Origin of the sequence: Saccharothrix australiensis (genome assembly GCF_003634935.1) — a bacterium.
GTDB lineage: Bacteria > Actinomycetota > Actinomycetes > Mycobacteriales > Pseudonocardiaceae > Actinosynnema > Actinosynnema australiense.
The window spans coordinates 972,439-995,575 of record NZ_RBXO01000001.1 but is presented as its reverse complement, the minus strand read 5'-3'; the positions used below and the strand labels follow the sequence as shown (position 1 = coordinate 995,575).

The window sequence follows — 23,137 nt, the reverse complement described above, 5'->3', positions numbered from 1 at the left end:
ATGTTGACGTGAAGAAGAACCCTTTACAACTATGATCTTGTGGGACACTTCGTCCCAGTCGCACGGGGAGGTTCTGCACCTGCCCGACCGGGCGTTACCGTCGCAAGCAGCCAGAGTGCGGGAGGGGTCATGCCGCGAGCAGTCCGCAGTGTGCGCCAGGAGCAGCGCCTTCAGTCCGTCGAACTGCGGAACAACGGGAAGACTTGGGCCGAGATTGCTCAAATCTTTGCCGACCAGTACGGCTTCAACATGCGGGTCGCGTTGCGCGTTGCTCACGACTGGAGTCAGCGCGACACCGCTGAGCGGTGGAACGCTCAGTGGCCGGACGACCCGAAGACCGCGAAGAACATTTCGTATTGGGAGTTGTGGCCCTCGGCGACCGGCTACGCACCTTCACTCGACGTACTGGCGCGGTTGGCTCGGCTGTACGAGTGCAGCGTGGCCGATTTGACGAGGGACTGCGGAGACTTCCGATATTCCGATGCCGCCTACCGCAGAAGCAAGGAACTGGCGCGCATCTCCAGGGAGATGCAGTCGTCGGAGTCGATCGATACTTTGATCGATCGACTTGAGGAAACTGACGTAGAAGAAATGGCCAAGATGGCAAGGGGCTGGGCTCAGAGCAGCAACAGCCCGGTGACCCGAAGGGCGCTGCTCCTCAAGGTCAGTTCCGCCCTGACATTGGCCACGGCGGGCCTGGGTGCGCCCACCGACGAAGCCTCGGGCTCCTTCAAGAGGGACCTGCACGGGAACCAAGCAGTCTACACCGGCATTTGGCACAGCCGCTACGTGTACCCCAGCAGTGGTCGGGGCCAGAACTTCGTCGGGCAGCACTACGTAGTCCTCCAACAGGAGGATCGGAGCCTTACCGGGCACAGCCTGCCGCATTCGACAGGTTCAGAGCTGCGACTTGACCTGAGCGTCGCCGCCTCCGTGGTTTCCGGGTCGTGGAGAGAGCGAACCTCACCGACAGGATACTACGGTGGCGCGGTTTACCACGGCACACTTCAGATGATCGTGGACCCCAGCGGCAGGAGGATGTGCGGCAAGTGGGTTGGCTTCGGCCGAGACTTCGCCATCAACAACGGTGATTGGGAGTTGACGTGGTGCGGCTCCGATATATCACGATCCGCCCAGAACACCTACTCCGGGAAGTTTTGATCAGCCCGTCACCACTGCCACCAGGCGACTCCCGTCCGGAAAACTTCCTCGACACGCGAGCGAAAAGATCCCGTACATCATCTTGGCGACGTAGACCCAGTCCAGGTCGAGCGAGTGGCGCTGTCGGAAGTCCGCGATGAAGTCGTCGAGAGCAGCCGCCCTTTTGGCGAACCCGCCAAAATGAAACTCCGATTCTACCGACCAGTTCCCTCGCATGAACCCGAAAGCCTCGGATTGCAGGCGTCGAACCTCGCCTGCCAGAAAATCTCCACCTTTCAGGACCGAGAACCCGATTGCGCGCTGATGAGGTGTCAGTCCCGCTGCGATACCTGCGAGCGTACCACCGGTCCCGCAAGGGCAACAGATGATGTCGAACCCACTACCGATTTCGCGGGAGATCTCCGTACAGCCTTGGACCGCCAAAGCATTGCTCCCACCTTCGGGGATGAGGTAGAAGTCGCCGAAACGCTTCCGGAGTCCGGAGATGACGTTTGGATCGGCCTTGCGTCGGTAACTGGCGCGATCAAGGTACGTCAACGTCATACCGTGCCGCACGACGCCCGTGAGAACATCGTTCAACGGCCGGTGTTCTTCACCGCGCACGACACCTACTGTGTCGAACCCGTACAGGCGCCCTGCGGCAGCGGTCGCGGCGAGGTGGTTGGAGAACGCACCACCGAATGTCAGCAGGCGGGTATGTCCTTGTCGACGGGCGGCTTCCAGGTTTGGCCGCAGCTTGCGCCACTTGTTCCCGCGCAGATCGCGGTGGATGAGATCGTCCCGCTTGAGGTGCAGGCTGATCCCGAGGCCGTCCAACCTCTCGTCGTGCAGTTGCACGAGAGGGGACGGGGCGGTCACGCCGATTTCGCGCACCAGCGGCTCCGGTTGCCCATCATCCCTCTGCATTACGCTACTTCATCAGTTCAGAGCGTCCAGCAGCAAGAGATAGACCGCGCCGCCTGCGACAGCGCCCACGACGGAACCCCAGATGACCTGTGCACGTGTGTGGTCGCCGAGTTCCACCCTCGACCAGTCCACGAGGAGGACGGCGAGCGCCGAGAGTGCAAGCCAGGGTCCATAGGCAACGACCAGGATCACGGACGCGCCAGCGGCCACTGCGGCGTGCAGTGAGATCTTCCACCCGCGCGTGCCTCCTACGGGGAGGGCGAAGGTGATGACCACGCACGTGACCAGGGCGGCGAACATCGCCAGGGCGAGTGCCAGCATCTGGTGAGGGGCGTTCCCGACCACGAGGACGGCAACGCCGATCGCGAGCGAGCTGGTGCACGCGATGAACGGGACGACCCGGCCTTCGCGGTTGGTGACGTGGTGGCCGTCCCACCGGCCACGACGGGCGCCTCGCACGATGACGAGCATGGGGATGATCGATCCGGTGATGCCCACGACCAGGCCCCACAGCAGTGCTGGGAGTGGTTGCCGGGTCGCGTGCCATGCGATGGCGAGGGGAAGCCCGAGCACCCACACCCACGGGGCGAAGACCTCGGTGGCGAGCCAGGCGAGGCGGTGACGGACAGGGACTGCGGTGGTGTCACGGGGTGTGGTCATGCTGGTGCTGGAACTCCTTCACGGCGGTGGTCACGACGGGAGAGCCGGCCAGGGCGGCGGAGATGCGCACGAGTTGGGCGACTTCTTCGTCGTCGGGTGCTCCGCCGATGACGACGGGCGAGGGTCCAGGGGTGGGAGGCCGCGGCGCTTGGCTTCGACGGCGGCGGCGACGGCTTCGCCGATGGCCTGTGCCTGGTGTTCGGGTTCGCCGAGTTCGGCTGCTCGTCGGGTGACGCGTTGCACGAGGGCGGGATCGAGGTAGGAGTGCAGTGGGCCGATGAGGACGTCGCGGATCTCGGTGATCCGGACGCGGAGTCGGTCATCGGTTCCGCGGTTGCCGTTGCCGTAGACGGGTTCGGGGGCCACCGCGGTGACCGCTTCCCACAGTGGTGCCAGGCGTGCGTGTGCTCGGCGTGCTTCCCATCGGGCACCGATCGGGGGAACCGCAGCAGGGCGTAGAGCAGGCTGGCCAGGCTTCCCACGCCCAGCAGGCGCAGCCCCAGGCGCGCTCTGGGTGTTCAAACGCGTCCTGACCATCCTGGAGAACCGAGTCTCCATCGGCGAGATGCACTTCCGGGACATCATCGCCAAGGACGCGCACCCCGCGATCATCACCGAAAAGCACCACCACCCACGCGGCCAACGGCTCGGACTACATGGCCACCTGCCCTGCCCGAAGTGCGGCGCGGCGATGATCGGCACCCGCGCCACCGGCAAGACCAAGACCTACCGCTACTACACGTGCAACAACCCGCTCAAGTACGGCACCGACAAGTGCGACATGGACCGCCTCAACGCCGACGAAGTGGACACCGCGCCGCTCGGCGCGATGGCCACCTTCTACGGCAGCCACCACGACCTCATGCACGACGCCGTGACCGCCGCCCAGCAGGTCTACGAGTCCAGCCACGAGACCGTGACCACCCGAAGTGCTCCACGCAGGCAACCCCAACCAACGCAAGGCACTCGTGGAAACCTTCGTCGTCAAGATCAAGATCACTGGCCCCGGCCGCATGACCCCGGTTCCGCGTACCCAACGCGCCGGTACCGCACAAGCCGAAGGGGCGGAACCCGGCTCACCGGACTCCGCCCCCAAGGGTGTTCGTGCTAGTAGTCATTCGGTGGAGCTGAGGGGAATCGAACCCCTGACCTACTCGATGCGAACGAGTCGCGCTACCAACTGCGCTACAGCCCCGTGTTCAGTTGTCGTTCTCTCGTCGTGCGTGGGAAGCATATCAGTAGTCGAGGGGTGGTTTTGCCACCCCCCTCTACTCGCCCACGGCCCGCCGGTACGGCAGCGCCTCCGGCCCGTCGAGCTCGACGAACACCGGGTCCTCGTCGTCCGGGTCGACCACCACCGTGCCGGGCCGGACGTGGTGCCGGAAGCGCGGCTGCGGCGCCAGGCCGGCCTCCTCGTCGCGCACCTCGTCCTCGACCTCGCGCCGGTCCGCCGCGGCCCGCGCCGGCCGGCGGCGGGACTGCGCGAGCCGCGCCAGCCTGCGCGCGCGGATCTCCTCCTCGATGCGCACCTGGCGGCGCAGGTAGCCGAGGTAGCCCACCAGGGCCAGGTCGACCGCCGCGTGGCCCCACCACACCAGCGGGTACAGCACACCGGCCACCACACCGGTGACCAGCGCCAGCAGCAGCAGGGAACCGACGACGCGACGGCGGAACGCGTACTTCGCCTGCGCGACGATCGCGGCCGTCTCCGGGTCGTAGCCGCCGCGCCCCGGCCGGTACGGCCGGTGGGCGAGCTCGTCCTCGAAGTCGTCGACCTGGTCCGCGAAGTCCTCGTACTCGTCGAACTCGGCATCAGGCATGGCGTCGTACTCCTCCTCCATGCTGCTCCGCGCGTCGGCCCGCTTGCGCGCGACCATCGGGACGAGGACGACCAACCAGGCCACCACCAGCCCCACGACGATCAGCGAACTCGGCATCCCCGTCACCTCCCCCTGCCCCGTGGTACGCGAACTGCGTACGCCACGCTAGTCACAACAGTCACACCTGTGTCGGAGGCACGCCGACCGGCGTACGTACCGAAGTGTGGTCTATCACCCACTTTCGGGTGATCCGAATAAGCCGGTCAGCCCTGCGATCAGGCAGTTCGGGCGTAACCGCGGGCGACCAATCGGCGTACCAGCCCCTCGGGTGACGCCTCCTCGGCGGTCATCGCGAAGCACAGGTGGTCGCGCCAGTCGCCCGCCACGTCGAGGTAGCGCAGGAACAGCCCCTCCTCGCGGAAGCCGGCCTTGGCGAGGACGCGCAGGCTGGCCGCGTTCTCCGGTCGCACGGTGGCCTCCAGCCGGTGCAGCCCGGCCTCCCCGAAGCAGTGGTCCACGACCAGCGCGAGCGCCGCGGTGGCGACACCGCCCCCGGCCCGGTCCGCGGCGACCCAGTAGCCGACCCAGGCGGACCGCAGGGACCCGCGGACGATGTTGCCCACGGTGATCTGCCCGGCCAGGTCGCCGTCCACGGTGATCACGAACGGCAGCGCCTGCCCGCGCCGCGCGAGCGACTTCAGCGACGACCACTGCGCGGGCCACGACATCGCGGAGTTGCGCTCGTGCCAGCCGTCGGTCGCGGTGGGCTCCCAGTCCTCCAGGTGGGCCTGGTCGCGGAGCCGGATGCGGGACCAGGTGGACGCGTCGAACAGCTTCGGCGGGCGCAGCGCGACCACGCCCGCGTCCACCCGCAGCGGACCGAGCCGCACGGGCCAGCCGGGATGTCTACCGCCCTCCCACGCCAGACCCGAGGTCATCCGTCCCCTCTGCCGTTGTCGTCCGGTCACCCGCGCGGGCCGCGCCCGCGCCGGTCAGCTCTTCTGGGCGAGGAAGCTGACCATCACTTCCGCGCCGACGGCGACGTCCGTCACGTCCTCGTCCACCACGATCAGGCAGTTCGCCTCGGCCAGGGAGGCCAGCAGGTGCGCACCGGAGGTACCCAGCGGTTGCACCAGGTACTCCCCGTTGTCCGCGTCGCGCAGCAGCTGGCCGCGCAAGTAGCCGCGCCGCCCCTTGGTCGAGGTCACCGGCGACAGCAGCCGCGCGCCGACCACCCGCCGGTACGGGTTGCGCTTGCCCAGCGCGGCCCGGATCAGCGGGCGCACCAGCACCTCGAACACGACCAGCGCGCTCATCGGGTTGGCGGGCAGCAGGAACGTCGGCACGGCGTCCGGGCCGAGGCGGCCGAAGCCCTGCACGGAACCGGGGTGCATGGCGACCCGCGTGGGGTCCACGTCACCGAGGTCGGCCAGCGCGGCGCGCACCTCCTCGCCGACCACCCCGCCGACACCGCCCGCGATGACCACGATCTCGGACAGCAGCAGCCGGCCCTCGACGACCTCGCGCATCCGGCGCGGGTCGGCGGGCTGGATGCCGACCCGGCTGACCTCCGCGCCCGCGTCCCGCGCGGCGGCGGCCAGGGCGTACGAGTTCACGTCGTACACCTGGCCCTGGCCCGGTGTGCGGTCGACGTCGACCAGCTCCTCGCCGATCGAGATCACCGACACCCTGGGCCGGGGGTGGACGAGCACCTTGTTCCGCCCGACGGCGGCGAGCAGGCCCACCTGGGCCGGGCCGATGGTCGCGCCGCGGCGCACCGCCACGTCGCCGGTCTGCACGTCCTCGCCCGTCCGCCGCACGAAGGCGGCGGACGGCACGGGGCGCTGCACGGTCACCTTCGCCGCGTGCCCGTCGGTGTACCCGACCGGGACCACGGCGTCGGCCAGGGTGGGCAGCGGCGCGCCGGTCGCGACCCGGACCGCCTGGCCGGGCTGCAACCGTCTGGGCTGGCGCGACCCCGCCGGGATCTCGCCGACCACCGGGAGCTGCACCGGTTCCTCGCCGGCGGCCTGGACGTCCACGCTGCGCACCGCGTAGCCGTCCACCGCCGCCTGGTCGAAACCGGGCAACGCGCGTTCCGCGACGACCTCCTCGGCGCAGAGCAGGCCCTGCGACTCGGAGATCGCCACGCGCACCGGGGCGGGCCGCACGGCGGCGGCGATCACCCTGGCGAGCTGCTCATCCACTGACCTCATGTGCCGACCCTCGTTCAGGAGTTGCCGAGGCGTTCCCGCAACCACTCCCCCAGCTCGGGCCCGTAGTCCGGGTGCTCGAGTGCGAAGTCAACCGCAGCTTTGAGGAATCCACCCGGATTGCCCAAGTCGTGTCGCCCACCCCGGTGGACGACGACGTGCACCGGGTGCCCCTCGTTGATGAGCAGCGCGATGGCGTCGGTGAGCTGGAGCTCGCCCCCCGCGCCGGGCGTGATGCGCTTGAGGGCGTCGAAGATCGCCCGGTCGAGCAGGTAGCGGCCGGCCGCCGCGAACGTGGACGGCGCGTCCTCCGGCTTGGGCTTCTCGACCATGCCGACGACCTTCTTGACGTCGTCGTCATCGGTCTCGCGGACGTCGAACACGCCGTACGCCGAGATCTGCTCCTTGGGGATGTCGAACGCGCACAGCACGCTGCCGCCGAACCGCTCGCGCACGGCCGCCATCCGCTCCAGCACGCCCGTGGGCAGCACGAGGTCGTCGGGCAGCAGCACGGCCACGGCCTCGTCGTCACCGTCGAGGTTGCCCTCCGCGCACCCGACCGCGTGGCCGAGGCCGAGGGCCTTGTCCTGGAGCGCGGTCTCCACCTTCAGCAGGCCGGGTGCCCGTCGGACCTTCTCGACCAGCCCGGCCTTGCCGCGCTCCTCCAGCGTCCGCTCCAGCTCGGGCTGCGGTCGGAAGTACTCGGCGACCGCGTCCTTGCCGGGCGAGGTGACGATCACCAGACGGGTCGCGCCTGCCTGGGCGGCTTCCGCCGCGACCAGTTCGATGCCCGGCGTGTCGACCACCGGCAGCAGCTCCTTGGGCACCGCTTTGGTGGTGGGGAGGAAGCGCGTGCCCAGTCCGGCCGCGGGCACGATTGCTGTCTGGAAGGCGCTCATGGGAAGCGAGCGTAACGGCGCGCATAGGGTTACCTGCCATGACGTCCGATCAACGTAACCGGAAGACGACGCTGCGCGCACGGTTGCGTGCCGCGCGGCGCGGGGCGGCACCCGCGCCGTTGTCGTCCGAGGTGTTGGCGGCCGTGGCCGCGTTCGACGTCGTGCCTGGTGAGACGGTGTGCGCTTACCTGCCGATCGGTGGTGAGCCGGGGTCGCGGGCGATGGTGGACGCGCTGCGCTCGGCGGGGTACCGGGTGCTGTTGCCGATCACGGTCGCCGACGCGCCACTCGATTGGGCGGTCTACGACGGCTCGCTGCGGGCGGGACCGCACGGCCTCCGCGAGCCGGCGGGTGCGCCGCTGGGGTCGGCGGCCGTCGCGTCGGCGGCGTTGGTGCTGGTGCCGGCGTTGGCGGTGGACCACCGGGGCGTGCGGCTGGGCCAGGGCGGCGGCCACTACGACCGCTCGCTGCCGCTGGCCACGTGCCCGCTGGTGGCCGTGGTGCGCGACGACGAGTTCGTGCCGTCGTTGCCGGCCGAGGCGCACGACGTGCGGGTGAACGCCGTCCTGACGCCGAGGGCGGGCGTCGTCCACCTTCCTCTGTGACGTTGACCTGTGTTGTTTGCGTGACGTATGCCGGCCGGCGCATCATCGTTGTTGGCACTCGCGATGCCGGAGTGCCAACCAGGACCCGCGGAAGGGCGAACCGTGCCGACCTACCAGTACGCCTGCACCGAGTGCGACCACCGGTTCGAAGCGGTGCAGTCCTTCTCCGATTCGGCGTTGACCGAGTGCCCGGAGTGCAAGGGCAAGCTGCGCAAGCTCTACGGGGCCGTCGGCGTGGTGTTCAAGGGCAGCGGCTTCTACCGCACCGACAACCGCTCGTCGTCGTCCTCGGAGTCGAAGTCCTCCGAGTCGAAGTCCTCGTCCACGTCGACCAAGAGCGAGACGTCGTCGACGGCGAAGAAGAGCGACACCTCGTCGGCTCCGGCCGCGGCCGCGTCCTGACTTATCCACAGCCCGCCAACCTGTCCACAGCCCGGAAACCCTCCCTGGCCACCCCCACCCAAGATCCCTACCGTCAGCGCCATGAACCTGACGCGAAAGATCCTGGCAGCGGTGTTGGCCCTGCTGGCCGCCCTGGTGGCGGCCTGGCCGGCCCCGGCGGGCGTGGAGCTGGCGGTGGCGGCGCGCGACCTGCCGGCCGGCGTCCCGCTGGCACCGGAAGACCTCAAGACCATCGAGGCCCCACCAGGGTTATCCCCAGCCGGGGCCATCAGCCGTGAGGCGGCGGAGGGTCGGGCGCTGAGAGCGGCGGCGAGGTCGGGCGAACCCCTGACCGACACCCGCCTGCTCCCGGCGGAGGCGGACACGGCCTCGGTGGCGGTGCGCCTGGCCGACCCTGCGGTGGGCGCGCTGCTGCGCACGGGCAGCCAGGTCGACGTGGTGGGCCCCGATCGGCAGGTGCTGGCCGACGACGCCTCGGTGGTGGCGGTCCGCGACGCCGAGGTGGTGCTGCTGTCGACGAGCCACGAGGCGGCGACCAGGGTCGCGGCGGAGTCCCTTACCCATCCCGTGGCCCTGACGCTGCGCTAGGTGCGGCGACCTGTCGCTTGGCGGTAGAGGGCTGAGCGCGGAGAGGACGCGCGCGAGCCGCCCCGCACCTCTCCCACATCGCCCCCGGTCCCCACCGCACCACCGAGACCCCCGAGATGAGGAGTCGCCCAACCCGCGCATCCCCACCAGTCGACAGCGGCCCGTTCGACAGCGGCCAGTCGACAGCGGCCCAGTCGACAGCGGCTGTCCAGCCCGTACGACTGTAAAACGAGTTGTGCAACTCCTGATCAAGGATGCGCACCTGATGACCGAGATGGTGTCCGGCGTGGAGAACGCCGAGGACACCCGGTCCGGGACCGCCCTGAACGGCCTGGATGAGCAGCTGGTCGACCAGCTGGTCGGCCGGGCCCGCGCCGGCGGGCTGAAGTTGACCGGTGAGGGCGGGGTGCTCCAGCAGCTGACCAGGCGGCTGCTGGAGTCCGCCCTGGAAGGTGGGATCTCCGCGCACCCGGCCGAGGTCCACGGCGCGGAGGTGTCCCGTCAGACGATCTCCACGATCACTGACAAGGTGGTCGAGGGCATGATCGAATGGCGGAACCGACCTCTCGACCCGGTGGTCTTCATCGACGCCATCCATGTCGGGAACCGCGACGGGCAGGTGGCCAACCGGCCGATCCACATGGCGATGGCCGCGACTACCGAGGGCCATCGCGACATCCTCGGGCCGGTGACGGCGGCGAGGGCGCCAGGTACCGGCTGCACGTCCTGACCGAGCTGCGCAACCGCGGCGTCGCCGACGTGCTCATGCTCGTCTGCGACGGATCGGCCGGGCTGCCCGACGGGGTCACCATGGTCCGGCCGCGCGCGATCGTGCAGACCTGCATCGTGCACCTGCTGCGCACCAGCTTCCGCTACGCCGGCCGCCGGCACTGGGACGCCATCGCCAAGGCCCTCAAACGGTCTGCACCGCCCCGACCGCGCGCGGACCAGGCGGCGGTACTTGTCGTGGTCGTAGCCGCTGTGGCCGCAGAGCCGACGCGGCTTGCCCGGCCACGCCTCGGATCGGCGGGACCGCGTCGATCAGCGGGGTGACGTCGTTGCGGTGGCCGCCGGTCAACGTGACGGCGAGCGGAATCCCGGTGGCGTCGGTGATCAGGAGTGCCGGGGCCGGGTTTGCGTCGGTCGACCAGGCACGGCCCGGTGTGATCCCCCCTTGAGTGCGCGCAGGTGGGGTCAACCGCCGCCAACACGTCGCGCCGAGGCGCCGAACAGGGCGGTGGGCGGCCGATTCCAGCCGAGTCCACAGCTCGTCGGTCAGGGCCTCCTCGCGCACGCCGTGATCATGGAAGATCCCGCGCCGCAGGCAAAGTCGGCATGCCGACTCATCCTGAGCTGGCCACTTAACCCGGAAAGGGGAGACCACCAGTCACGACGTCACAAGACGCCACCTCACCCGTTACCCTCCGTTGATCCCTCAATGTCCCCCCGAACGGAGGAACCGGCTGTGATCAAGGGCTTCAAGGACTTCCTGATGCGCGGCAACGTCATCGACCTCGCGGTGGCGGTCGTCATCGGTGCGGCGTTCAGCGCGATCGTGACCGCGTTCACGAACCACCTGATCAACCCGATCGTCGCGTTGTTCGGTGGCAGCAACGTCAACGGCCTCGCGGTCAAGCTCGGTGACACCGACAAGACCATCGTGGACTTCGGCGCGATCATCACGGCGGTCATCAACTTCGTGATCGTGGCGGCCGTCGTCTACTTCATCTTCGTGCTGCCCATGAACAAGATCAAGGAACGGCGCGAGAAGGGCCAGGAGCCCGGCCCGTCCGAGCCGACGGATGTCGAGCTGCTCAAGGAGATCCGCGACCTGCTCGCCGACCGGCAACGCCGATCCGACAGCCGCCCCTGACCGGTCCACGCCCACCCGGTCCGCCACGCCGGTTTCACCGAGTCGGGTGCACGCGGTTCCGGCCGCCCCGCTCGGGAGCGGGCCCGATCAACCCGCCACCACGACCTCACGACGGGGCCGAGGCCGGGCCGTGACCGCCGGCCGAACAGACCTCGGCCCGCGCTGCCGATCGCGCCTGCTGATGGCTGCACCGCCCGCTGCGGCCTGCTCACGGCAGCGCCTGGTCGAATCCACCTCGGCCGGTCCGGTCACGACAGCGCCCGGTCGAACCCGCCCCGGCCGGCCGACTCACTCGTGGTGCGGTGGGCGGTTCTCCAGGTACCACTGGTCGTCGCGGTGGGCGGCCGTCGGTTCGTCGTCGGCCTCCGGCAGGACCTCGCCGAACACCTCGGCCAGCCGACGACGCCGCGCCGCCTCCTGTGCGGCGGCGGCAGCGGCGTCGTCAACGGGCTCGTTCATGCTTCGTCGAGCCCGGACAGCTGTTCGATGACGTACGGCACCAGTGCCGACAGCGTGGCCATGCCGTCCCGCACCGCCGACCGCGAGCCGGCCAGGTTCACCACGAGGGTGCTGCCCGACACGCCGACGAGACCGCGCGAGATGCCCGCGTCGACCGCGCCCGCGGCCAGGCCCGAGGCTCGCAGTGCCTCGGCGATGCCCGCGATGGGGCGGTCCAGCACGCCCTGCGTGGCGTCCGGCGTGACGTCGCGAGGCGACACGCCCGTGCCACCGACGGTGACCACGAGGTCCACGCCACCGATGACGGCGGTGTTGAGCGCGGCGCGGATGCCCACGACCTCACCCTCCACCGCGACGGTGCCGTCGACGATGAATCCGGCTTCCTCCAGCAGTTCGGTGACCAGCGGTCCCGTGCTGTCGTCGTGCTCACCGTGCGCCACCCGGTCGTCCACGATCACGACGAGGGCGCGTCCGAGGCGCTGAGCGCTGCGTTCCATGCGGATCACCGTAGCCAATCGGCGAACCTGACGGTCCTGTGACGTCACGCTGCCCCCACCGACCACGTCCCACCTCCGCTTTTCCCGTCAGCGGCGCGCGGGTTCGCCCGCGCACCCCACCATCCCACGCCACCGCCCGCGGCGGGGTGCTCGCCGTCACCGACCGCCTGGTCGGCTCACCACAACCGCACGAACGGCGCGGCAACCGCGACGGACCGCGGACGGCCGCGACCATCGAGCCGACGACGATCACCGCGTCGCCCACGAGGCCAGCCGAACCGGCCGACGCGAGGCACGTCGACCGACCGAGCCGACCAACGCGCATACCCGCCGCCGCGCACGCCGATCGACCGAGCCGATCGGCACGGGCGCAGCCGTCGTGAGCGGCACCGGGCGATGTCGGAACGTGGTGGGGCCGCACACCGGCAGGTGAGGGGCGGCCTGCCGGGATGCGGCCTCATCGCCGGCTCGGGGCGCCGAGCCGGAGTCTCACGGAGGGGTCACCTCAACTCGACGGGCTGGCTGCCCAGCTTCACGTCGACCGCACGCCCACCCACGGTGAGCTGCACCGTCTCGCCCGGCGCACGCGACCGGACCGCCGCCACGAGCGCGTCCGAGCTGTCGATCACCCGGTCGCCGAACTTCGTGATCAGGTCGCCCGCCCTGAGCCCGGCCTGCTCGGCCGCGCCACCTGGCGTCACCTCGCGGACCCGCGCGCCGCCGTCCGTCCCGTCCGTCACCTGGACGCCGAGCACGGTCTGCGTCGCCTTGCCGGTCTCGCTCAGCTCCTTGGCCGTGCGCCGCGCCTGGTCGACGGGGATGGCGAACCCGATGCCCACCGAACCGCCCTGCGACGACTGCGTCCGGTTGGGGCTGTAGATGGCCGAGTTGATGCCGACGACCTGGCCGCGCATGTTCACCAGCGGCCCGCCGGAGTTGCCGGGGTTGATCGCCGCGTCGGTCTGGATGGCGTTGAGCACGGTCGCCTGGGTGCCGTCGTCCCCAGCCCGCACGGGGCGGTTGAGCGAGCTGACGATGCCCGACGTCACGGTGCCGTTCAGGTCGAACGGCGAACCCACGGCCACCACCTGCTGGCCGATCCGCAGGTCGCCGGAGTTGCCCAGCTCGGCGGTGGGCAGGCCGGACACGCCGTCCGCCTTGACCACGGCCAGGTCGGACGACGGGTCGCGACCGACGATCCTCGCGCTCGCCGACTTGCCGTCCTGGAACTGGACCTTGATCGGACCACCGTTCGCGGCGGACTCCACCACGTGGTTGTTCGTCAGCACGAGCCCGTCCGAGCTGAGCACGAACCCGGAGCCGGCACCGCCGTTGACCTGCACCTGGACCACCGTGGGCAGCACCTTCTGGGCCACCTGCTCGGTGGAGCCCTCCGCCGGCGCGTTGCCGGTCTGCTGGGCGGGCGGCGGCGCGTTCAACGCGTTGGTGACCGGTTTGGCCTGCTCGGCCGCCTGGTAACCGAGGTAGCCGCCGACACCGCCCGCGACACCGCCGACGGCGAGCACGAGCGCGGTGACCCCGGCGACGACCTTCCCGCGGCCCCGGTTGCGCGGTGCGCCGCCGGCCGGTCCGGGCGGTGCGAAGTAGTAGGGCCCCGGCTGGTCCGGCCCCTGAGCGCCGGACCCGCCGGGGAGGTCCGGCCGGCCACCGGGCCAGCCGGGTTCCGACGTCGCGGCGCCTGGTCGCCAGGCGCCCGCCGAGCCGGTTTCCGACGCCGCGGGGCTGCCCTGCGCAGCACCCGGGGCGTCGAGGTCCGATGACGCGGCGCTCCCCTGCCGAGCGCTCGCCACACCGGCGGCCGACGCCGGGGCGCTCCCCTGCGGAGCGTCCACGGCGCCCGTGTTCGGTGCCACGGCGTCTCCCCGCGAAACGCCCTGCGCACCCTCCGGCGGTGCGGGGCTGCCCTGCACAGCCCCGTGCGCGCCGGACTCCGGCTGTCCAGCACCCTGCTGCTGGTAGCCGGCGTTCCCATGACCGGCGCCACCTCGTGCCCACGGGCTCGACGGCGGCTGCTGCGGCTGCGGTTGCGGCTCGTTCTCGGTCATGTCCACCACTCTGGGGTGCGCGCCTGAGAGAAGCCTTAAACGGACCTGGGCATCAGTTGTGAGTTCACGACGCGGCGCGCAACCGCTCCGCGACCTGCTCGGGCGTGGAGTCGTTGATCCACACGCCCATGCCGGACTCGGAACCCGCGAGGTACTTGAGCTTGTCGGCGCTGCGCAGCACGGAGAACACCTCCAGGTGCAGCCACGCCAGGTCCCGCCCGGTGCGCACGGGCGCCTGGTGCCACGCCGCGATGTAGGGCAGGGGACGCCGGTAGAGCGCGTCCAGCCGGTGCAGCACCTCCAGGTACAGGTGCGCGAAGTCGTCCCGTTCGGCGTCGGTCAGCGCGGGCAGGTCCGGGACCTGGCGGTGCGGCACGACGTGCACCTCGACCGGCCAGCGCGCGGCGGCGGGCACGAACGCCGTCCAGTGCTCCGACGTGCCGACGACGCGCGTGCCGGCGGCCCGTTCGGCGGCCAGCACGTCACCCATCAGGGGGCGGCCGTGCTCGGCCCGGTACTCGGCCGCCACCGCCAGCACCCGCTCGGTCCTCGGCGTCACGAACGGGTAGCCGTAGACCTGCCCGTGCGGGTGGTGCAGGGTGACGCCGATCTCCTCGCCCCGGTTCTCGAACGGGAACACCTGCACCACGCCCGGCACCTCGCCCAGCGCCGCGGTGCGGTCCGCCCACACGTCCACGACGGTCCGCACGCGGGACGGCGGCAGCGACCCGAACGACGTGGTGTGGTCGGCGGTGAAGCACACGACCTCGCACCGACCGAGCCCGGCCGCCCGCGCCACCATCGGCATCCCGTCCACGGTGGACGGCAGCGCGGGCACGTCCGGCGCGAACGACGGGAACCGGTTCTCGAACACCACCACGTCGTAGTCCGGCTCGGGCACCTCGGTCGGCCTGCCCGGCGCGGACGGGCACAGCGGGCACAGGTCCGCCGGCGGCTTGTAGGTCCGGGTCTGCCGGTGGGCGGCCATCGCCACCCACTCACCGGTCAGCGGGTCGCGCCGCACCTCGGACAGGGGCCGCGACCGCGGCAGGTCCCTGGTGTCCACCGCGGTCCGCGGCGGCGCGCCCGGCGTGTCGTCGAAGTAGATGATCTCGCGGCCGTCGGCCAGCCGGCCCGCCGTGCGCCTCACGCCGTCTCTTCCTCTCCCCGTCCCGGCACCCGCGCCAGGACCAGTTCCCCGACCTGCTCGGCGAGCGCGGCGCGCGCCGGTTCGGGCAGGCCCTCGTCGGTCACCAGCACGTCCGCCTCGTCGAGGCCCGCGATGGTCGAGATGCCGACGGTGCCCCACTTGGTGTGGTCGGCGACCACGACGACCCGGCCGGCCGCGTCGACCAGGGCCCGGTCGGTCTGGCTCTCGTCCAGGTTGGGCGTGGTGAACCCGGAGCGCTCGGCCATGCCGTGCACGCCCAGGAACACCACGTCGAGGTGCAGCGTCCGGAGCGCCTGCACCGCCACCGGGCCGACCAGCGCGTCCGACGGCGTGCGGACCCCGCCGGTCAGCACGACGGTCCGGTCCGTGCGACCGCCCTGCTGGAGCACGTCGGCGACCCGGGTGGAGTTGGTGACGACGGTCAGGTCCGGCACGTCGTCGAGGAACCGGGCCAGCGTCCACGTGGTGGTGCCCGCGGACAGCCCGATCGCGGTGCCCGGCCGGACGAGCCCGGCGGCGCTCGCCGCGATGGCCTCCTTCTCCGGGAGCTGCCGGACGGACTTGGCCTCGAACCCCGGTTCGTCGGTGCTGCGGCCGACCACGGACGTCGCGCCGCCGTAGACCTTCTCCACCAGCCCGCGCGCCGCCAGCACGTCCAGGTCGCGGCGCACGGTCATGTCCGAGACGCCCAGCCGCACCACCAGGTCGCTGACCCGCACCGCACCCGTGCGCCGGACCTCTTCCAGGATCACCGCTTGCCGCTGCCGCGCCAGCACCCGCCGCACCCCTCCCGTCGTGGACGTCCGCCAGCGTGGCCGACCGATCGGCCAACGTCAACACAAGCAAACAAAACCGATCGTTCGGGTCGTTTCCCGACAGCGCCTCACCACTCAGCGCAGTAGCAGGTGAAAGGTACTACGCCGGCCACGGTGCCAGACCGCTCGGCCACACGACTCGATGTGCCACACACCACATGTGCGAAGTTTGTTGACTTTCCTGTTCGATCGGGTGTCACTCGGCCGGGCGATGGCCCGCCCCGTCACCCGCGAGCCAGGGCCGTCCGGGCAGCCGGAGGGTGAACAGCGCGCCGCCCTCCGGCGCGCGTCCCGCGTAGGCCGCGCCGCCGTGCCGCTCCGCGGCCTGCTTCACGATCGCCAGCCCGAGCCCGGAACCGGGCAGCGTGCGGGCCTCCGACGAGCGGTAGAAGCGCTCGAACACGTGGGGCAGGTCGTCGTCCGCGATGCCCGGCCCCGCGTCCGCCACCTCCAGCGCCACGCTCCCGTCGCCGACCTGGCGCAGCTCCAGCCGCACCACCCCGTCCGGCGGGCTGAACTTCACCGCGTTGTCCAGCAGGTTCAGCACGGCGCGCTCCAGCGCGCTGGAATCGCCCAGCAGCGACCACGGCTGCAACCGCACGTCGAACCGCACGTCGCCCGGCGCCCGCCGCCGCGCCCGGTCCAGCGCCCGCTCGACCACCTCGACCAGGTCGACCGGCTCGTGCACGACCTGCGGCGCGTCCTCGCGGGCCAGCTCGACCAGGTCACCGATCAAGGTGGTCAGCTCGTCCAGCTGCGCCCGCACGTCGGCGTTGATCTCGGCCTTGTCCTCGTCGGACAGCGTCGGCGCGTCCGGCCGCTCCGAGGCCAGCAGCAGCTCCAGGTTCGTGCGCATGGACGTCAGCGGCGTGCGCAGCTCGTGGCCCGCGTCGGCCACCAGCCGCCGCTGCCGCTCCTGCGAGTCGGCGACCGCGGCCAGCATCGCGTTGAACCGCTGGGTCAACCGGGCCAGCTCGTCGTCGCCGGTCACGGGTATCGGCCGCAGGTCGCCCGTCATGGTCACGCGCTCGGTCGCCTCGGTCAGCCGCTGCACGGGGCGCAGGCCGGTCCGCGCCACCGCCGTGCCCGCCGCCGCGGCCACCAGCACGCCGAGGCCGCTGATCACGAACAGCACCACCGACAGCTTGCCCAGGGTCGTGTTGAGCGGGCCCATCGACTGGGCGATCACCATCGCCCGGCCGTCCTCGTAGGGCACGGAGATCACGCGGAACCCGCTGCGGCGGTCGTCCCACAGGTTCTCCAGCTTGACGCCCTGCGCCACCTCCAGGTCGCCCGCGCCCCACGGCGGCGCGACCGTGCCCTTCGGGTAGAGCATCTGGCGGTCCACGCTGAGCAGGCCGATCCGCACGTCGCCCGCGGCCAGGAACGCGCCGGGGATCTCCGTGACGTCGGTGTTGACCCGCGGCCCGTTGACCGCGGCGCTGGCGCGCTGCTTCAGGCTGACGTCGAGCTGCTCGTCCAGGTTGTCGCTGACGGTCATGTACGCGCCCAGCGACACGACGCCCACCACGCCGGCCACGCAGAACGCCGCCAGGAGGGTGACCCGCGCCCGCAGCGAGACCCGCTGGAACCGCCCGTTGGCGGTGGGGATCACGGAGGCGTCTCCCGCAGCACGTACCCGACGCCGCGCACCGTGTGCAGCAGGCGCGGCTCGCCCTCGGCCTCCGTCTTGCGGCGCAGGTAGCCCACGTACACCTCCAGCGCGTTGCCGGAGGTCGGGAAGTCGTAGCCCCAGACGTCCTCCAGGATGCGACCGCGGGTGAGCACCTGCTTGGGGTGCGCGAGGAACAGCTCCAGCAGCGCGAACTCGGTCCGGGTGAGGCTGATCGGCCGGTCGCCGCGCCGCACGTCCCGCGTGCCGGGGTCGAGCTCCAGGTCGGCGAACCGCAGCACCGCGCCGGCGGGCTCACCGGCGTCCGAGGCGGCCCGGCGCAGCAGCGCGCGCAGCCTGGCCAGCAGCTCCTCCAGCGCGAACGGCTTGGGCAGGTAGTCGTCGGCGCCCGCGTCGAGCCCGGAGACCCGGTCGGACACCGCGTCGCGCGCGGTGAGCACGAGGATCGGCAGGTCGTCGCCGGTGCTGCGCAGCCGGCGGCACACCTCCAACCCGTCCAGGCGGGGCATCATGACGTCCAGGACCATCGCATCCGGGCGCTGGGACACGACCGATTCGAGGGCCTGGCGGCCGTCACCGGCCAGGTCCACCTGGTAGCCGTTGAACTGCAGTGAGCGGCGTAGCGACTCACGCACGGCCCGGTCGTCGTCGACAACGAGGATGCGCATGGTGGTCAGTCTCGCCCCTGGTCCTGAGAGCCGCCTGAGAAGGTGGTGTGAGCTTCCCGTCAAGCCGCGCGCCCGTCACGCGCCGTCGAGCCGCCGCGCGACGGGCGCGTTCCACTTGCGCCACAGCGCCAGCACGCGCACCGCCACGATCAGCACGGACGCGGTGATCGTCACCGGCGCGGCGGGCAGCCGCAGCCAGTGGCCCACCGCGACGAGCACCGCGCCGCCGAGCGCCGCCACGGCGTAGATCTCGCGGCGCAGCACCAGCGGGATCTCCCGCAGCAGCACGTCCCGCAGCGCGCCACCGCCGATGCCCGTGGTCATGCCGACCAGGCACGCGGCGTACGGCGGCGCGCCCAGGCCCAGCGCCGTGGACGTGCCCGCCGTGACGAACAGGCCCAGCCCGACGGCGTCGAGCAGCAGCACGGAGCGGCGCAGCTTCTCCACCGTCGGGTGGAACCAGAACACGACCAGGCCGGTGCCGCCGGCCACCGCGAGGTACGGCCACGTCACCAGGGCCGTCGGCGGGCGCACGCCGAGCAGGATGTCCCGGATGAGCCCGCCGCCCAGCGCCGTGGTCAGGGCCAGCACGATCACGCCGAACACGTCCAGCCGGGCGCGCACCGCCGCCACCGCGCCCGAAGCGGCGAACGCGGCGATCCCGATCAGCTCCAGCGCGATGAGCACCGGGGGAGGTTAGAAGAAGTTCGCCAACCGGGGCACGCCGGGCGCGCCGACCAGCCGGTCCAGCAGCGCCGCGTCGCCGTCCAGCAGCCCGGCGCGGCGCAGCGCGTGGCTGTTCTGCCACCCGCTGAACCACGGCCCGAGCGCCCGCGCGTGCAACCGCACCGCGCCGCTGCCGCCGGGCTCGACCCGCACCCGGCCGTCCTCCACGACCAGCCGCCGCCTGCCCGCGTGCCACGGCGCGTGCTCGTCCACCACGTCCAGGTCCACCGCCGCCGGCTTGAGCGCCCCCGCCGCGGGCCACCCGCGCGCCGCGACCGCCGCCGGCAGGTCGACCACCCGAAGCTGCCACGCCGACGTCTGCACGGTGTGCCGGATCCCCTGGTTGGTGAGCAGCCCGGTCACCGCCGGGTCGGTCACCCGCACCGACACCCGCTCCAGGTGGCCCGACCAGCTCGTCAGCTCGCGCAGCAGCCCCAGCTGGGTCGCCGCGTCCCGCCCGACCAGGTCGTGCACCCGCAGCCCCTCGGCGTGGCGCTCGGCGGAGAGGTAGCCGCGCACCTCGCCGTCGTGGCCGGGCACCACGGAGACGACGTCCCACTTCAGCACGTCGGCCGGGTCGATCGCGGGCGCGGCGCGGTCCAGCATCCCGTCGACGGTGGAGGCCAGGTCGACGTAGCACGCGTGCAGCGCGGCCAGGTCGCCCTCGCCGGCCGGTCGGGCGAGCGCCCGCTCACCGCCGCCGGGCAGCCGGTCGATCAGGAGGTCCAGCCACTCCAGCACCCCGGCGAACTCCCAGCCGCGCGAGCGGTACAGCGAGGGCACCGTCGCGTACAGCACCGACAGCGGCTGCCCGTGGTCGCGCAGGTCGCCCAGCGCGCGGTCGAGCAGCGCGCCGGCCAGGCCGCGCCCCCGCGCGTACGGGTCGACCACGACGCCGCCGATGCCGCCCATCGGCACCGGCGCGCCGCCGAAGAACTGGTGGAACTCGTGGATCGTCAGCACCGCCGCGGGCCGCCCGTCCAGCTCCGCGACGAGGCCACGCTTGCCCGGTCGCACCGGGTCGTCCTCGGAGGTGGAGCCGAAGGCCACCTTGCGCAGCCTGCGGACGTGGTCGGCGTCGGCGCTCGTCAGTTCCCTGATCAACACGCTTCCTGCTTACCAGGTGAAGAAGCCCTGCCCGCTCTTGCGGCCCAGCTCGCCGCGCGCCACCTTGTCCCGCAGCAGCCGCGGCGGCTCGAACCGCGGGCCCAGCTCGGCGGCCAGGTGCTCGGCGATGGCCAGCCGCACGTCGAGGCCGACCAGGTCGGTCAGCCGCAGCGGGCCCATCGGCCAGCCGTAGCCGAGCCGCATCCCGGTGTCGACGTCGTCGGCGGTGGCGACGCCCTCCTCCAGCACCCGGATCGCCTCCAGGCCGACCGCGACGCCCAGCCGCGAGGTGGCGAAGCCGGGCGAGTCCCGCACCTCGATCACGGTCTTGCCGAGCTGCTCGGCCCACTCCCGCGCCTTGGCGAGCACGGCGGGCGACAGGCCGTCGTGGTGGACCAGCTCGACGAGCCGCTGCACCGGCACGGGGTTGAAGAAGTGCATGCCCAGGACGCGTTCGCCGGGCAGGTCGCGGGCGAGGTCCGCGATGGACAGCGACGACGTGTTGGACGCCAGCACGGCGTCCGGGCACGCGCGGGCGGCGGTGGCGAGCACCCGGCGCTTGAGGGCCGCGTCCTCCGGCACGGCCTCGACGACCAGCTCGGCGGGCACGTCGGCCAGCCGCTCCACCACGGTCAGGTTCGCCAGCAGCTCGTCGGCGGCGCGGTCCAGCTTGCCCCGCTCGGCGGCGGTGGCCAGCGACCTCGCGACGGCCGCGCGCGCGGCGGCGACCCGTTCCGCGCCGGACTCCGCGAGCACCACCTCGTGCCCGCCGGCGAGCAGCACGTGCGCGATGCCCGCGCCCATCGTGCCGCCGCCGATCACGACCGCGATCATGCGTCCACGACCTCCACGACCTCCGCCGCGAAGATGGCGACGAGTTCCAGGCCGCCGATCTCGGTGAGGTTCGCGCCGGCGGCCTGCCACTGCGGTGAGGCGAAGGCGGCCTTCATGGCGGCGGCGGTCTCGAAGTACAGCTCGGCCACCAGGTGCGGCTCGTGCTCGCCGAGGAAGCCGGGCACGAACACGCGGTTCACCCTGGCCACCTCCGCGCGGACCAGGCCGGGCGTCCGGGCGACCAGCGGCAGGTGGGAGGAGAAGTAGGCGTCGTCGAACTCGTCGGCGTTGTCGGGTTTCCGGTACAGCGCGATGTACTTGATCATGTGACACCTTCCGTCCGGTACAGCCGCCGGACTGTAACATCGGCACGATGGGTGGGGGCGGATCATCCTGCTGCGCGACGGCCGGGGCCTCGGCGACGTCGACGAGTCGGCCCACCGCCGGGTACCCGACCACGCCGTCCGCCTCACGCCGCTCGGGCGCCCGGCCACCGCGCGTGCGCCACCGGCGTCAACCGCGCGCGGGCTGCACGACCTTGGCCTCGGCGCGGGCGAGCCAGCTGTCGTAGAGGTCCCGGTAGTGCCCGGCGCGCGGTGACGTGTCGTCCGGCGCGATCCGGTCGTAGAACTCGAACGGCCGGATGCGGCCGTTGTCCGACCACTGGAGGTAGGACAGGAACACCGTGCCGTCGCCGAACCGGAACCCGTGCGCGATCGGCACGCACGCGTAGGACTTCAGCTCGACGGTGACGCCGCGCCGCCGCAGCTCCTCCCCCTCCTCGGCGAGGAACGCCCGGACGCGCCCCTGGCTGCGCCGCGCCTCCTCGGCCCACTCGGCGGGCAGCTCGCCGGACCGCTCGACGAACGCGGGGTCCAGGCAGTACAGCACGAGGTGCCAGCCGGCGAGCCGGTCGCGGGTGGTGAGCCAGGTGACCAGCACCGGCCACGTGGTGTTCAGCGTCAGGCCCAGCACCTCGACCCGGCGACGGCGGCGGCCGACGCCGTCCCACCGCGCGGCGGACAGCACCTCGGTGATGGTGTGCGTGACCTCCTCGCCCGCCCTGGTGGCGACCGCGGCGCGCAGCGAGCGCACCTCCCGGCCGAGCTGGTAGACCGCGATCGTGGCGACCTCCAGCATCACCGCGACCAGTGCCACCAGGCCCTGCTGGTCGAGCTTGCCGACGTAGCGCTCCAGCACCGCCCGAGTCGGCTCGATGGTGGTGAGGATGAGGTAGACCCCGGTGAGCAGGGCCAGGGCCGTGGTGACGGTCTCCCACACGTGCCGGATGCGGGAGGACACCTCGATCTTCCGGGACGCGCGCCGCTTGATCGCCACGCACCACTCTGGCGCAGCGGGGCCGGGTGGCACAACGGTGGGCGGGGCCGCCGCGAGGACCCCTCGGGTTGCGGGGTCGGGCGCGCGAGGGTGAGCTACCCGGTGACCACACGTCGAGCCGGCAGGAGGACACCGTGCCGAAGATCGAGCGCACGCCCAAGAAGCGCGTCAACCTGCTGCGCAAGGAGGGCGTGACCACTGTGGACTGGAAGGACGTCAACCTGCTGCGCAAGTTCATCTCCGACCGGGGCAAGATCCGCTCGCGCCGGGTGACCGGCCTGACGCCCCAGCAGCAGCGGCAGGTCGCGACCGCGATCAAGAACGCGCGGGAGATGGCGCTGCTGCCCTACCCCTCGCAAGGCCGGTGAGCGAGGCGGTGGCCGCCGCCGCCAGCACCGCCAGCGCGGTCCAGTCCGGCACGAGCAGGCCGCCGGAACCGATCACGAAGCTGCCGTGGAGGCCCCAGCACTGCACGGCGGTCAGCGCCGCGCCGAGCGGCGTCGTCACCAGCGACACGGCCAGCACCACCGCGGTGAACAGCACCAGCGCGAACGGCGGCCAGTGGCCCGCGACCACCGTCACCCCCACGCCGCCGGCGAAGCCCAACGCGGACCCGTGCACACCGCCCACCCTCGACATGGCGGATCATTCAACGCCGGGTTGAGACGCACGCCACCGCACAAGCGCGGAGTTCAC

Annotated in this window: 27 protein-coding genes, 1 tRNA gene and 2 pseudogenes; 8 read left to right on the top strand and 22 right to left on the bottom strand. The window is 71.7% G+C overall.

Annotated features, from left to right (window positions below):
• The first annotated feature begins 150 nt into the window (after positions 1–150).
• Positions 151–1,161 carry a hypothetical protein gene (locus C8E97_RS04890; protein ID WP_121002037.1) on the top strand — a complete coding sequence of 337 codons (1,011 nt, stop codon included), beginning with the start codon at positions 151–153 and terminating at the stop codon, positions 1,159–1,161.
• Here C8E97_RS04890 and C8E97_RS04885 read toward each other — a convergent pair whose 3' ends face one another.
• From C8E97_RS04885 to C8E97_RS36760, 3 genes are read right to left on the bottom strand one after another with little or no spacing between them, the layout of a single operon-like run.
• On the bottom strand, positions 1,162–2,067 hold the full coding sequence (locus C8E97_RS04885; RefSeq protein ID WP_121002035.1) for a 1-aminocyclopropane-1-carboxylate deaminase/D-cysteine desulfhydrase: 906 nt from the start codon (positions 2,065–2,067) through the stop codon (positions 1,162–1,164).
• 12 nt (positions 2,068–2,079) lie between these two features.
• Positions 2,080–2,727, bottom strand: a complete 648-nt coding sequence (locus C8E97_RS04880) for a hypothetical protein (RefSeq protein WP_121002033.1) — start codon at positions 2,725–2,727, stop codon at positions 2,080–2,082.
• Between the two features lie 30 nt (positions 2,728–2,757).
• Positions 2,758–3,264, bottom strand: coding sequence for a DUF6545 domain-containing protein (locus C8E97_RS36760; RefSeq protein ID WP_425470658.1), 507 nt, complete (start codon positions 3,262–3,264; stop codon positions 2,758–2,760).
• Positions 3,265–3,292: 28 nt separating this feature from the next.
• On the opposite strand from C8E97_RS36760, the gene C8E97_RS04870 reads away from it, so the two are divergent.
• Entirely contained in the window at positions 3,293–3,838 is a 546-nt protein-coding gene (locus tag C8E97_RS04870) for a recombinase zinc ribbon domain-containing protein (RefSeq protein ID WP_147454998.1), read from the top strand.
• Between the two features lie 11 nt (positions 3,839–3,849).
• Here C8E97_RS04870 and C8E97_RS04865 read toward each other — a convergent pair.
• The 5 genes from C8E97_RS04865 to C8E97_RS04845 all read right to left on the bottom strand — a co-directional run bounded on the left by C8E97_RS04865 (position 3,850) and on the right by C8E97_RS04845 (position 7,659).
• Positions 3,850–3,922 (bottom strand) — tRNA-Ala (locus C8E97_RS04865).
• A gap of 73 nt (positions 3,923–3,995) precedes the next feature.
• Positions 3,996–4,664 carry a divisome protein SepX/GlpR gene (gene sepX / locus C8E97_RS04860; protein WP_121002026.1) on the bottom strand — a complete coding sequence of 223 codons (669 nt, stop codon included), beginning with the start codon at positions 4,662–4,664 and terminating at the stop codon, positions 3,996–3,998.
• Positions 4,665–4,822: 158 nt separating this feature from the next.
• Positions 4,823–5,485 carry a GNAT family N-acetyltransferase gene (locus C8E97_RS04855; protein ID WP_121002024.1) on the bottom strand — a complete coding sequence of 221 codons (663 nt, stop codon included), beginning with the start codon at positions 5,483–5,485 and terminating at the stop codon, positions 4,823–4,825.
• Between the two features lie 54 nt (positions 5,486–5,539).
• A complete protein-coding gene (glp, locus tag C8E97_RS04850) occupies positions 5,540–6,763 on the bottom strand; it encodes a molybdotransferase-like divisome protein Glp (protein ID WP_121002022.1) in 1,224 nt (407 codons plus the stop codon).
• Positions 6,764–6,777: 14 nt separating this feature from the next.
• Entirely contained in the window at positions 6,778–7,659 is an 882-nt protein-coding gene (locus C8E97_RS04845) for a UTP--glucose-1-phosphate uridylyltransferase (protein WP_121002020.1), read from the bottom strand.
• A 38-nt stretch (positions 7,660–7,697) separates the two neighbouring features.
• Here C8E97_RS04845 and C8E97_RS04840 point away from each other — a divergent pair, with 38 nt between their 5' ends.
• The 4 genes and pseudogenes from C8E97_RS04840 to C8E97_RS35165 form a co-directional block, all read left to right on the top strand.
• Complete coding sequence (locus C8E97_RS04840) at positions 7,698–8,264, top strand: 5-formyltetrahydrofolate cyclo-ligase (protein WP_121002018.1); 567 nt, start codon at positions 7,698–7,700, stop codon at positions 8,262–8,264.
• Between the two features lie 102 nt (positions 8,265–8,366).
• Entirely contained in the window at positions 8,367–8,666 is a 300-nt protein-coding gene (locus C8E97_RS04835; protein WP_121002016.1) for an FmdB family zinc ribbon protein, read from the top strand.
• An 81-nt stretch (positions 8,667–8,747) separates the two neighbouring features.
• Positions 8,748–9,254: an SAF domain-containing protein gene (locus C8E97_RS04830; RefSeq protein WP_121002014.1), complete on the top strand. Its 507-nt coding sequence runs from the start codon at positions 8,748–8,750 to the stop codon at positions 9,252–9,254.
• 265 nt (positions 9,255–9,519) lie between these two features.
• A pseudogene (locus tag C8E97_RS35165) lies at positions 9,520–10,172 on the top strand (transposase); the annotation flags it as partial.
• A gap of 18 nt (positions 10,173–10,190) precedes the next feature.
• Here the strand turns inward: C8E97_RS35165 and C8E97_RS35790 are convergent.
• A pseudogene (locus C8E97_RS35790) lies at positions 10,191–10,517 on the bottom strand (IS5/IS1182 family transposase); the annotation flags it as partial.
• A 202-nt stretch (positions 10,518–10,719) separates the two neighbouring features.
• On the opposite strand from C8E97_RS35790, the gene mscL reads away from it, so the two are divergent.
• Positions 10,720–11,127 (top strand): large-conductance mechanosensitive channel protein MscL, encoded by a 408-nt coding sequence (gene mscL / locus C8E97_RS04815; RefSeq protein WP_121010790.1) that lies wholly within the window; start codon positions 10,720–10,722, stop codon positions 11,125–11,127.
• 288 nt (positions 11,128–11,415) lie between these two features.
• On the opposite strand, the gene C8E97_RS34280 is transcribed toward mscL, so the two are convergent.
• From C8E97_RS34280 to C8E97_RS04760, 12 genes are all read right to left on the bottom strand, one after another.
• The gene (locus C8E97_RS34280) at positions 11,416–11,586 is read right to left on the bottom strand and encodes a hypothetical protein (RefSeq protein ID WP_170211618.1); all 171 of its coding nucleotides are present in this window, start codon (positions 11,584–11,586) and stop codon (positions 11,416–11,418) included.
• Entirely contained in the window at positions 11,583–12,083 is a 501-nt protein-coding gene (locus C8E97_RS04810; RefSeq protein ID WP_015098113.1) for a MogA/MoaB family molybdenum cofactor biosynthesis protein, read from the bottom strand. Before C8E97_RS04810 ends, C8E97_RS34280 begins: the two co-directional genes overlap by 4 nt.
• 500 nt (positions 12,084–12,583) lie before the next feature.
• On the bottom strand, positions 12,584–13,957 hold the full coding sequence (locus tag C8E97_RS35160) for a S1C family serine protease (RefSeq protein WP_246018675.1): 1,374 nt from the start codon (positions 13,955–13,957) through the stop codon (positions 12,584–12,586).
• Between the two features lie 256 nt (positions 13,958–14,213).
• Entirely contained in the window at positions 14,214–15,299 is a 1,086-nt protein-coding gene (galT, locus tag C8E97_RS04800) for a galactose-1-phosphate uridylyltransferase (protein ID WP_121002012.1), read from the bottom strand.
• A complete protein-coding gene (locus C8E97_RS04795; RefSeq protein WP_121010784.1) occupies positions 15,296–16,096 on the bottom strand; it encodes a DeoR/GlpR family DNA-binding transcription regulator in 801 nt (266 codons plus the stop codon). Before C8E97_RS04795 ends, galT begins: the two co-directional genes overlap by 4 nt.
• 235 nt (positions 16,097–16,331) lie before the next feature.
• Complete coding sequence (locus C8E97_RS04790) at positions 16,332–17,750, bottom strand: HAMP domain-containing sensor histidine kinase (protein ID WP_121002010.1); 1,419 nt, start codon at positions 17,748–17,750, stop codon at positions 16,332–16,334.
• Positions 17,747–18,436 (bottom strand): response regulator transcription factor, encoded by a 690-nt coding sequence (locus C8E97_RS04785; RefSeq protein WP_121002008.1) that lies wholly within the window; start codon positions 18,434–18,436, stop codon positions 17,747–17,749. Before C8E97_RS04785 ends, C8E97_RS04790 begins: the two co-directional genes overlap by 4 nt.
• Before the next feature lie 75 nt (positions 18,437–18,511).
• A complete protein-coding gene (locus C8E97_RS04780) occupies positions 18,512–19,123 on the bottom strand; it encodes a trimeric intracellular cation channel family protein (RefSeq protein WP_121002006.1) in 612 nt (203 codons plus the stop codon).
• Between the two features lie 9 nt (positions 19,124–19,132).
• Positions 19,133–20,269, bottom strand: a complete 1,137-nt coding sequence (locus C8E97_RS04775; protein ID WP_121002004.1) for a GNAT family N-acetyltransferase — start codon at positions 20,267–20,269, stop codon at positions 19,133–19,135.
• Positions 20,270–20,278: 9 nt separating this feature from the next.
• Positions 20,279–21,103 (bottom strand): 3-hydroxyacyl-CoA dehydrogenase family protein, encoded by an 825-nt coding sequence (locus C8E97_RS04770; RefSeq protein WP_121002002.1) that lies wholly within the window; start codon positions 21,101–21,103, stop codon positions 20,279–20,281.
• Positions 21,100–21,429 (bottom strand): EthD family reductase, encoded by a 330-nt coding sequence (locus C8E97_RS04765; protein WP_121002000.1) that lies wholly within the window; start codon positions 21,427–21,429, stop codon positions 21,100–21,102. Before C8E97_RS04765 ends, C8E97_RS04770 begins: the two co-directional genes overlap by 4 nt.
• A 187-nt stretch (positions 21,430–21,616) precedes the next feature.
• Positions 21,617–22,441, bottom strand: a complete 825-nt coding sequence (locus C8E97_RS04760; protein ID WP_121001998.1) for a hypothetical protein — start codon at positions 22,439–22,441, stop codon at positions 21,617–21,619.
• A 134-nt stretch (positions 22,442–22,575) separates the two neighbouring features.
• Here C8E97_RS04760 and rpsR point away from each other — a divergent pair, with 134 nt between their 5' ends.
• On the top strand, positions 22,576–22,809 hold the full coding sequence (gene rpsR, locus C8E97_RS04755; RefSeq protein ID WP_121010781.1) for a 30S ribosomal protein S18: 234 nt from the start codon (positions 22,576–22,578) through the stop codon (positions 22,807–22,809).
• Here the strand turns inward: rpsR and C8E97_RS04750 are convergent.
• On the bottom strand, positions 22,757–23,080 hold the full coding sequence (locus C8E97_RS04750) for a hypothetical protein (RefSeq protein WP_121001996.1): 324 nt from the start codon (positions 23,078–23,080) through the stop codon (positions 22,757–22,759). The two genes, rpsR and C8E97_RS04750, sit on opposite strands and share 53 nt — an antisense overlap.
• Between the last annotated feature and the right edge of the window lie 57 nt (positions 23,081–23,137).

Coding starts and splice junctions, on each gene's coding strand:
- C8E97_RS04885 (WP_121002035.1), bottom strand. CDS start 2,067: ATGCAGAGGGATGATGGGCAACCGGAGCCGCTGGTGCGCGAAATCGGC.
- C8E97_RS04880 (WP_121002033.1), bottom strand. CDS start 2,727: ATGACCACACCCCGTGACACCACCGCAGTCCCTGTCCGTCACCGCCTC.
- C8E97_RS36760 (WP_425470658.1), bottom strand. CDS start 3,264: ATGGTCAGGACGCGTTTGAACACCCAGAGCGCGCCTGGGGCTGCGCCT.
- C8E97_RS04870 (WP_147454998.1), top strand. CDS start 3,293: ATGCACTTCCGGGACATCATCGCCAAGGACGCGCACCCCGCGATCATC.
- sepX (WP_121002026.1), bottom strand. CDS start 4,664: ATGCCGAGTTCGCTGATCGTCGTGGGGCTGGTGGTGGCCTGGTTGGTC.
- C8E97_RS04855 (WP_121002024.1), bottom strand. CDS start 5,485: ATGACCTCGGGTCTGGCGTGGGAGGGCGGTAGACATCCCGGCTGGCCC.
- glp (WP_121002022.1), bottom strand. CDS start 6,763: ATGAGGTCAGTGGATGAGCAGCTCGCCAGGGTGATCGCCGCCGCCGTG.
- C8E97_RS04845 (WP_121002020.1), bottom strand. CDS start 7,659: ATGAGCGCCTTCCAGACAGCAATCGTGCCCGCGGCCGGACTGGGCACG.
- C8E97_RS04840 (WP_121002018.1), top strand. CDS start 7,698: ATGACGTCCGATCAACGTAACCGGAAGACGACGCTGCGCGCACGGTTG.
- C8E97_RS04830 (WP_121002014.1), top strand. CDS start 8,748: ATGAACCTGACGCGAAAGATCCTGGCAGCGGTGTTGGCCCTGCTGGCC.
- C8E97_RS34280 (WP_170211618.1), bottom strand. CDS start 11,586: ATGAACGAGCCCGTTGACGACGCCGCTGCCGCCGCCGCACAGGAGGCG.
- C8E97_RS04810 (WP_015098113.1), bottom strand. CDS start 12,083: ATGGAACGCAGCGCTCAGCGCCTCGGACGCGCCCTCGTCGTGATCGTG.
- C8E97_RS04785 (WP_121002008.1), bottom strand. CDS start 18,436: ATGCGCATCCTCGTTGTCGACGACGACCGGGCCGTGCGTGAGTCGCTA.
- C8E97_RS04770 (WP_121002002.1), bottom strand. CDS start 21,103: ATGATCGCGGTCGTGATCGGCGGCGGCACGATGGGCGCGGGCATCGCG.
- C8E97_RS04765 (WP_121002000.1), bottom strand. CDS start 21,429: ATGATCAAGTACATCGCGCTGTACCGGAAACCCGACAACGCCGACGAG.
- C8E97_RS04750 (WP_121001996.1), bottom strand. CDS start 23,080: ATGTCGAGGGTGGGCGGTGTGCACGGGTCCGCGTTGGGCTTCGCCGGC.